At 68.5% G+C, this 8,625-nt stretch carries 11 protein-coding genes; 10 read left to right on the forward strand and 1 reads right to left on the reverse strand.

The window, feature by feature from the left end; translation table 11 throughout:
• Nucleotides 1-45 precede the first annotated feature (45 nt).
• The gene (locus tag VGC18_RS09920; protein WP_414672874.1) at nt 46-162 is read left to right on the forward strand and encodes a M23 family metallopeptidase; all 117 of its coding nucleotides are present in this window, start codon (nt 46-48) and stop codon (nt 160-162) included.
• Between the two features lie 152 nt (nt 163-314).
• Nucleotides 315-1,580, forward strand: coding sequence for a M23 family metallopeptidase (locus VGC18_RS09925; protein ID WP_331096817.1), 1,266 nt, complete (start codon nt 315-317; stop codon nt 1,578-1,580).
• Nucleotides 1,581-1,614: 34 nt separating this feature from the next.
• On the opposite strand, the gene VGC18_RS09930 is transcribed toward VGC18_RS09925, so the two are convergent.
• Nucleotides 1,615-2,106 (reverse strand): inorganic diphosphatase, encoded by a 492-nt coding sequence (locus tag VGC18_RS09930; protein ID WP_331096819.1) that lies wholly within the window; start codon nt 2,104-2,106, stop codon nt 1,615-1,617.
• Between the two features lie 46 nt (nt 2,107-2,152).
• Between VGC18_RS09930 and tilS the strand changes: the two genes are divergently transcribed.
• The 8 genes from tilS to VGC18_RS09970 all read left to right on the forward strand — a co-directional run.
• Nucleotides 2,153-3,202 carry a tRNA lysidine(34) synthetase TilS gene (tilS, locus tag VGC18_RS09935; RefSeq protein WP_331096822.1) on the forward strand — a complete coding sequence of 350 codons (1,050 nt, stop codon included), beginning with the start codon at nt 2,153-2,155 and terminating at the stop codon, nt 3,200-3,202.
• 3 nt (nt 3,203-3,205) lie between these two features.
• Nucleotides 3,206-3,760, forward strand: coding sequence for a hypoxanthine phosphoribosyltransferase (gene hpt, locus VGC18_RS09940; protein WP_331096824.1), 555 nt, complete (start codon nt 3,206-3,208; stop codon nt 3,758-3,760).
• A gap of 147 nt (nt 3,761-3,907) precedes the next feature.
• Nucleotides 3,908-5,908 carry an ATP-dependent zinc metalloprotease FtsH gene (gene ftsH / locus VGC18_RS09945; protein ID WP_331096826.1) on the forward strand — a complete coding sequence of 667 codons (2,001 nt, stop codon included), beginning with the start codon at nt 3,908-3,910 and terminating at the stop codon, nt 5,906-5,908.
• 43 nt (nt 5,909-5,951) lie between these two features.
• Nucleotides 5,952-6,548 carry a GTP cyclohydrolase I FolE gene (gene folE, locus VGC18_RS09950; RefSeq protein WP_331096829.1) on the forward strand — a complete coding sequence of 199 codons (597 nt, stop codon included), beginning with the start codon at nt 5,952-5,954 and terminating at the stop codon, nt 6,546-6,548.
• The gene (folP, locus tag VGC18_RS09955) at nt 6,541-7,383 is read left to right on the forward strand and encodes a dihydropteroate synthase (RefSeq protein WP_331096831.1); all 843 of its coding nucleotides are present in this window, start codon (nt 6,541-6,543) and stop codon (nt 7,381-7,383) included. The genes folE and folP overlap by 8 nt, the downstream gene beginning before the upstream one ends.
• The gene (folB, locus tag VGC18_RS09960; RefSeq protein ID WP_331096833.1) at nt 7,380-7,748 is read left to right on the forward strand and encodes a dihydroneopterin aldolase; all 369 of its coding nucleotides are present in this window, start codon (nt 7,380-7,382) and stop codon (nt 7,746-7,748) included. The genes folP and folB overlap by 4 nt, the downstream gene beginning before the upstream one ends.
• The gene (gene folK / locus VGC18_RS09965; RefSeq protein ID WP_331096835.1) at nt 7,745-8,281 is read left to right on the forward strand and encodes a 2-amino-4-hydroxy-6-hydroxymethyldihydropteridine diphosphokinase; all 537 of its coding nucleotides are present in this window, start codon (nt 7,745-7,747) and stop codon (nt 8,279-8,281) included. Before folB ends, folK begins: the two co-directional genes overlap by 4 nt.
• The coding region (locus VGC18_RS09970) for a DUF3180 domain-containing protein (RefSeq protein ID WP_331096837.1) at nt 8,278-8,625 on the forward strand (348 nt) is incomplete at its 3' end. The genes folK and VGC18_RS09970, both read left to right, overlap by 4 nt.

Below are 8,625 nucleotides of genomic sequence, written 5' to 3' on the forward strand. Positions count from 1 at the left end.
GTCCACGTCGGCGACAAGGTCGGGGTCGGGCAGAACATCGCCAAGGTGGGCAGCACGGGCTGGTCGACCGGCTGCCACCTCCACTTCGAGATCTACCACAACGGCACGACGGAAGACGCGGTGCCCTTCATGCGTGCCAACGGCATCGAGCTGGCCAACTAGACAGGTCCATCACGCCGGTGTCCATCGGACACTGGCCAATTCGACGTGTGCGCGTTATCGTTACCTGTGTTAACAGTGTTACTAAAGTGGCTGTAGGGGATTCTGCGTCACGGACTCGGGGAGAGATGAACCACAGCCAGGGCCTCCGCAGCATGAGCACGTCGCGATCTCGACGACTGCTGGCGATCGCCGCCCTCGTGTCGGTCCTCGTGACCGGCACGATCTTCGGTCAGGCCTCGAGCCCGGCGTCCGCGGCCAGCTACCCCAGCTGGGGAGACGTCCAGGCGGCCCAGAAGAGCGTCGCGGCGAAGAACGCGGAGATCAAGAAGATCGACGACCTGCTCGCCGGGCTGAAGGCCTCCGCGGCGGCGGCGCAGTCCCTCGCCGAGCAGAAGGGGGCTGCCGCGCAGGCGGCCCAGCAGAAGCACGACGAGGCGGCGCTCGATCTCACCCAGAAGCGCAGCCAGGCGGATGCCGCCAAGGCCAAGGCCGCGAAGTCCAAGCAGGAGGCCGGTCAGTTCGCCGCCCAGCTGGCGCGGACCGGCGGCAGCGATCTGAGCACGACACTGTTCTTCAGCGGCGATGCGGCAAGCGATCTGCTCTCGCAGCTCGGCCTCGCGAGCATGGTGAAGGATCGTTCCGCCGATCTCTATACCAAGGCGACCCAGGACGAGAACACGGCCAAGGCGCTGGCCGATCAGGCCGGGCTCGCCGAGGCCGCGCTCCAGAAGCTGGCCGACACCGCGCAGAACGACCTCAAGGAGGCGACGGCCGCCTCGGAGCAAGCCAGCGCCGCGCTCGCGGAGCAGCAGAGCAACGAGGCCACGCTGCAGGCGCAGCGGACGAGCCTCGTCACCAACCAGAACGTGACCCAGGCGCAGTACAACGCGGGGGTCGCGGCGGCCGCCAAGGCCGCAGCCCAGCAGCAGGCGAGCCATCCCAGTGGCGGAACCACGGCGCCGGGAAGCGGACCATCGGCCGGCAGCGGATCGAGCACGTCCGGCTGGGTGCGGCCATCCGCCGGGCACATGACCAGCCCGTACGGCTACCGGGTCGACCCGTACACCCACGACTATGCGCTGCACTCCGGCACCGACCTTGCTCCCGGCTGCGGTGCCGCCATCGTGGCCGCCCACTCCGGCACGGTCACCTATGCGGGCCCGTACGGGGGCTACGGCAACTACGTGAAGATCTCCAACAACGACGGCTCGGGGGTCTCGACCGCCTACGGTCACATCGTCAACGGTGGCATCCAGGTCAGCGTCAACCAGCAGGTCTCGGCCGGTCAGCGCATCGCGAGCGTGGGCAGCACCGGCTGGTCGACGGGATGCCACCTGCACTTCGAGGTCTATCTGGGCGGCACCACGACCGATCCGGTGCCGTTCATGCGGGCCCGCGGAGTCGAGCTCGCCAACTGAGCTCGCCGACTCGCGCGGTGCCCGCGGGCACCGGTCAGTGGCCCTCTGCGGCCAGCTTCGCGATTCCCGCCTGAACGATCTCTTCGGCCTCTGCGGCGTTTCCCCAGCCCTCGGTCTTGACCCATTTGCCCGGCTCGAGGTCCTTGTAGTGCTCGAAGAAGTGCTCGATCTCCTTGCGGGTGTACTCGGGGATGTCATCGACGTCCTGGATCCAGGACCAGCGCGGATCCTTTGCCTGCACGGCGATGACCTTGGCGTCTGAGCCGCCGTCGTCCGTCATGTTGAAGACACCGACCGGGCGGACCTTGACGCCGACGCCGGGGAAGAGCGGGTAGTCGAGCAGGACGAGCACGTCGACGGGGTCGCCGTCGAGGCCGAGCGTGTTCTCGAAGTAGCCGTAGTCGGTCGGGTAGACGAATCCGGTGAAGAGCACCCGGTCGAGGTAGACGCGGCCCGTCTCGTGATCGACTTCGTATTTGTTCTTGCTCCCCTTGGGGATCTCGATGACGGCATCGTAGCTGGCCATGACTGTGGCTCCTAGGGTCGAGGGTTTGCTGCAATAACGTTATCGGATGACCACCCGACCTCGACTGACCCCCGCGATCGCCAACGTGCGCACCGCCGTGCGGAGCGCCATCGTCCCCCTGATGACCTCCTTCGTCGAGAAGAGGCAGGGCACGGAGCCGTCTGTGCACGATCCCGCCACGGCGGTACTCGTCCTGGTGGCGCTCAGCGGTGGGCCGGATTCGCTGGCGCTGGCCGCGGCGACGGCGTTCGAGACGAAGCGGCTCGTCGGCGCCGTGGCCGGTGCGGTCGTCGTCGACCACGGCATGCAGGAGGGTTCCGCGGAGGTCGCGGAACGCGCGGCGCAACAGGCCCGCGACCTCGGTCTCGACCCGGTCATCGTCAAGCGGGTCGAGGTGGGCACCGCGGGCGGCCCGGAGGCGGCGGCGCGCACCGCCCGCTATGCGGCGCTCGCGGAGGCCGCCGCCGAGACGGGGGCGCACCGGGTCCTCGTTGGGCATACCCTCGACGACCAGGCCGAGACCGTGCTGCTCGGCCTGGGCCGGGGCAGCGGGCAGGGCAGCATCAAGGGGATGGCCCCGGAGTCGGGGATCTTCCTGCGCCCGCTGCTCCAGCTCCGGCGGGCGACGACCATCCAGTTCTGCATCGACTCCGGGCTGGAACCGTGGCACGACCCGCAGAACGACGACGAGCGATTCGCCCGCGTGCGGGTGCGCACGACCGTGCTCCCGATGCTCGAACGCGAGCTGGGACCCGGATTCGCCGAGGCGCTGTCCCGTACGGCATGGCTCGCCCGCGAGGACACCGAGGCGCTCGACGCCTTCGCGCTCGAGCAGCTCGAGGAGCTCGCCGAGCACGCGGAGGCTGGCATCTCGCTCCCGGTGAGGGCGCTCGCCGCCAACCCGCCGGCGCTCCGGCAGCGGATAATCCGGATGACGGTCGCCGCGGAATTCGGGGTGAGCCTCAGTAGGCAGCACACCCTCGAGGTGGTCAGGCTGGTCACCGACTGGAGCGGGCAGGATGCGCTCGATCTGCCTGGCATTAAAGTGGAGAGGCAGGGCGGCCTGCTCATCTTCAGTTCGATCAGGGAGCCTTGAACCATGGAATACAGCGACATCGCGGACGACCTCACGAGCATCCTGTTCACGGAGCAGCAGATCCACGCGAAGATCGCCGAGATCTCCCGCCGCATCGAGGCGGACTACGCGGGTGAGAAGCTGCTCCTGGTCGGGGTGCTGCGCGGTGCCGTGATGGTCATGGCCGATCTCGCACGCGAGCTCAAGCTCCCCATCGAGATGGACTGGATGGCCGTGTCCTCCTACGGATCCGGCACGCGGTCGTCCGGCGTCGTCCGCATTCTCAAGGACCTCGACTCCGACCTGCACGACCGCAAGGTGCTCATCGTCGAGGACATCATCGACTCCGGACTGACCCTGTCCTGGCTCCGGGCCAACCTCGAGAGCCGGGGCGCGGAATCCGTCGAGATCTGCGCGCTCCTGCGCAAGCCGGATGCCGCGAAGATCGCCGTCGACGTCCGGTACGTCGGCTTCGAGATCCCGAACGCCTTCGTGGTCGGCTACGGGCTGGACTACGCGGAGAAGTACCGCAACTTCCGTGACATCGGGGTGCTCGCGCCGCACGTGTACGAGCACTGAGGAACGACACCGCGGGAGGCTCCTCCGGCCGCCATTGCCGGCCTCATTACGCCCACGGCAAACATCCAGGGCCCATCCAGTGCTCCTCGGGTAGCCTTGCAACCACATTCTTCGTCAGAAAGGTGCCGGGCTCGACTCCGGAACACTATGGACTTCAAGCGCTTTCTCCGTGGCCCGCTCATCTACATCGTGCTGGCGGTCATCGTGGTCTCCGTCGGATTCAGCCTGCTGAGCGGATCCGGCTTCAAGCAGGTCACGACCAAGCAGGGCCTTGAACTCCTCAAAGACGACAAGGTCGCCTCCGCCAAGATCGTGGACAACGAGCAGCGGGTCGACCTCGTTCTCAACCAGGCGGGCGCCGACGGCAAACAGGTCCAGTTCTACTACTCCGCCCCCCGCGGCGAGGACATCGTCAAGGCCGTCGACTCCTCGACCGCGAAGTACGACGACCAGGTCGACAAGGGCAACTGGCTGTCGTCCCTGGCGGGCATCGTCATCCCGTTCCTCATCATCGGCGTGATCTTCTGGTTCCTCATGTCGAGCATGCAGGGCGGCGGCTCGAAGGTCATGCAGTTCGGCAAGTCGAAGGCGAAGCTCGTCTCCAAGGAGAGCCCGAAGGTCACCTTCGCGGATGTCGCCGGTGCCGACGAGGCGATCGAGGAGCTCGAGGAGATCAAGGACTTCCTCAAGGAGCCCGCGAAGTTCCAGGCCGTCGGCGCTCGGATCCCGAAGGGCGTACTGCTGTACGGCCCTCCAGGAACGGGAAAGACGCTGCTTGCCCGCGCCGTCGCCGGCGAGGCCAACGTTCCCTTCTACGCGATCTCCGGCTCCGACTTCGTCGAGATGTTCGTGGGAGTCGGCGCCAGTCGCGTGCGGGACCTGTTCGCCCAGGCGAAGGAGAACTCCCCCGCCATCATCTTCGTCGACGAGATCGACGCCGTCGGCCGTCACCGCGGCTCGGGAATGGGCGGCGGCCACGACGAGCGCGAGCAGACCCTCAACCAGCTCCTCGTGGAGATGGACGGCTTCGACGTCAAGACGAACGTCATCCTCATCGCGGCGACCAACCGCCCGGACATCCTCGACCCCGCGCTGCTGCGTCCCGGCCGCTTCGACCGTCAGATCGGCGTGGACGCCCCCGACCTGCTCGGACGCAAGCAGATCCTCGAGGTCCACGGGAAGGGCAAGCCGCTCGCGGCCGGAGTCGACCTGGAGGTGCTCGCGCGCAAGACGCCGGGCTTCACGGGTGCCGATCTCGCCAACGTGCTCAACGAGGCCGCTCTGCTCACGGCCCGCTCCAACGCGCAGCTGATTGACAACCGGGCCCTGGACGAGGCCGTCGACCGTGTCATGGCCGGCCCGCAGCGCCGCACCCGGGTGATGCGCGACCAGGAGAAGCTCATCACCGCGTACCACGAGGGCGGTCACGCGCTCGTGGCGACCGCCATGCGCAACACCGACCCGGTGACGAAGGTCACCATCCTGCCGCGCGGTCGCGCACTCGGGTACACCATGGTGCTTCCGCTGGAGGATCGCTACTCGGTGAGTCGCAACGAGCTCCTTGACCAGCTCGCCTACGCGATGGGCGGCCGGGTGGCGGAGGAGGTCGTCTTCCACGACCCGACGACCGGCGCATCCAACGACATCGAGAAGGCCACCGCGACCGCCCGCAAGATGGTCACCGAGTTCGGGATGAGCTCGAGCATCGGATCGGTCAAGCTCGGCTCCGGCTCGAACGAGATGTTCCTCGGTCGCGACATGGGCAGCCAGCGCGACTACTCCGAGCGGCTGTCGGAGCAGGTGGACGCCGAGGTGCGCGCCCTGATCGAGACCGCGCACACGGAGGCCTGGAACGTCATCAACGAGAACCGTGCCATCCTCGACCGTCTCGCGACCGCCCTGCTGGAGAAGGAGACCCTCGACCACAACCAGCTGGCCGAGATCTTCAAGGACGTGAAGAAGATGCCGGAGCGTCCGCAGTGGCTCTCCAGCGACAAGCGCCCCGTGTCGAGCCTCCCGCCGGTCGTCGTGCCGTCGAAGGCGCCGATCGACGAGGGCGTCGTGGACGGCGGGGTGACCTCCGAGCCGCAGGCGAAGAAGGCCAGGGCGCCGCGTCCTCGCAAGCGTCCGGACATCGCGACGGCGTAACGGACCGATCGCCGAGGCTTCTCTCAACCGTGTAAGGGGACATGTGGCCAGCTCCACCGACCCGATCGACAGCGCTCGCATCGAGGCCGCCGTGCTGGAGATCCTCGCCGCCATCGGCGAGGATCCGTCCCGTCCGGGGCTCGCGACCACTCCGCAGCGGGTCGCGCAGGCATACACGGAGTTCTTCGCGGGCCTCGCCGTCGATCCGCTCGACCACCTCGCCGACAGCCAGGAGTTCACGTCGACGACCGGCGACCTGAGCGAACTGGTGCTGCTGCGGGACATCGAGTTCCGATCGATCTGCGAACATCATCTGCTGCCGTTCCTCGGCATCGCCCATCTGGCCTACATCCCGCGACGGCGCATCGTCGGCCTCGGCAGGCTTCCCCGCGTGGTCGAGACCATCGCCTCGCGTCCACAGCTCCAGGAAAGGCTGACGGAGGAGATCGCCGATGCCCTGCAGACCGGGCTCGATCCGCTCGGGGTGCTCGTGGTGCTCGACGCGGTCCACGGCTGCGTGACCTCCCGCGGCGTCCGCCAGGCGAGGAGCTCGACCGTCACGATCGCGAGCCGAGGTGTACTCTCGGAGCCCGTGAACCGTGCGGAGATCATGGCGCTGATCGGGGCGCACCATGAGTAGTGCGACCGCTCCGGTGCGCGCGCATCGAACGGTCGCCTCGCCGCGGCCATGGATCATGGGCATCCTCAATGTGACACCCGACTCCTTCAGCGACGGCGGCAGGTTCGAGCAGCTGGACGCCGCCGTCGAGCACGCAGCGGCAATGGTCGCCGCCGGCGCGCAGCTCGTGGATGTCGGCGGAGAGTCGACGAGGCCGGGTGCGCCACGCCTGCCCATCGACGTGGAGCAGCGGCGGGTGCTTCCGGTCATCGAGGCGCTCGTGCAGCGCGGAATCCCGGTGAGCGTCGACACGATGAACGCGTCGACCGCCCTCGCCGCGGCCGGCCTCGGCGCGGAGGTCATCAACGACGTCTCCGGAGGCCTCGCCGACGAGGACATGGCCCGTGTGGTCATCGAGACCGGGCTGCTGTTCATCGTCATGCACTGGCGGGGACACAGCGCGACGATGAACCAGCGGGCGACCTACGGCGACGTCATCGTCGACGTGCGCGAGGAGCTGAAGCGGCGCCTCGCCGAGCTGATCGTGAGCGGCGTGCGGCCCGACCGGATCGTTCTCGACCCCGGCCTCGGCTTCGCCAAGACGGCCGAGCAGAACTGGCGGCTGCTCGCCGGCCTGCCCGCGCTCGGCACGCTCGGTTACCCCCTGCTCATCGGGGCCTCACGCAAGAGGTTCCTCGCCGATCTGCTTCCGCGGGATGCGCCGGTCACGGCGCGCGATCCTGCAACCGCGACGATCAGCGCCCTTGCCGCGCAGGCGGGGGTCGCCGGCGTGCGGGTGCACGACGTCGCCGCGACCCGCGCCGCCATCGACGTCTGGGAGGCGATGCAGCCATGACGGACAACGACACGATCAGACTGACGGGGCTGCGGGTCTTCGCCCACCACGGTGTCCTCGAGGAGGAACGCGTCCACGGGCAGGAGTTCGTCATCGATGTCACGCTCGGGCTCGACCTGGAGGCGGCGGCCGTCTCCGACGACGTCAGGCAGACCGTCCACTATGGGATCCTCGCGGACGAGATCGCCGCAGCGGTCGGCACGGATCCGGTCGATCTCATCGAGACCGTTGCCAAGCGGGTCGCCGATCTGGTGCTCGGCCACGAGGCCGTCCGCGTCGTGACCGTCACGGTGCACAAGCCGAGCGCGCCCATCGCGGTCGCCTTCGACGACGTCTCCGTCACGATCACCAGGGAGCGCGCATGACCCGGATGCGTGTTGTCCTGCCCGCCGTCATCGCCCTCGGGTCCAATCTGGGCGACCGAGAGTCGATCCTGCGTAGTGCCGTCCGGGAGATCGACGCGATCGAGGGGGCCACGGTGACCGCCGCCTCCGGGCTCGTCGAGTCCCATGCGGTGAAGCCCGACGGGGTGGACGAGGCCGCGCCGGCCTACCTCAACGCCATCGTCCTCGTCGCCAGCGCCCTGGACCCGGACGGTCTGCTCGACGAGCTGAACCGGATCGAGGCCGACCACGGCCGGACGCGCACCGAACGCTGGGGCGACCGGACGCTCGACCTCGACCTGATCTCCTTCGACGGTCTGCGCGACGACAGGGAGCGGTTGACCCTGCCGCATCCGCGGGCCTGGCAGCGACCGTTTGTGCTCGTCCCCTGGCTGCAGGCGGATCCCGACGCGGTCCTGCTCGGCCGGGGACGCGTCGACGCCCTCGACGCCGCACGGTCGGACGAGGTCCGGCCGTTCCCCGCCGCGCCCCTCTTCGAGGGGGCCGGACGATGAAGCGCACGAGCGTCATCAGCCTCATCGTGCTCGCCGTGATCGGCGGGGTCGGCGGCGCGTTCCTCGAGATGGGCCTGACCGCGGGAGGACGGCCCATCGTCCTTCCTCCGCTGACGCTGGCGATCGCCCTCGCGGCGATCGGAGGGATCGTGGTGTCCCTCGCCGTGCCGATCCGCAGGCTGACCCGGGGCACCGCGAAGGGTCCGATCGATCCCTTCTACGCCACCCGGGTCCTGGTGCTCGCCAAGGCGAGTGCGCTCAGCGGGGCCCTGCTCACCGGCTTCGGGATCGGCATCACGGTCTACCTGCTCACCCGTTCCGTCGTGCCGGTAAGCTCGGTGGGG

This window comes from Lacisediminihabitans sp., assembly GCF_036404185.1.
In the GTDB taxonomy this organism is placed as follows: Bacteria; Actinomycetota; Actinomycetes; order Actinomycetales; family Microbacteriaceae; genus Lacisediminihabitans.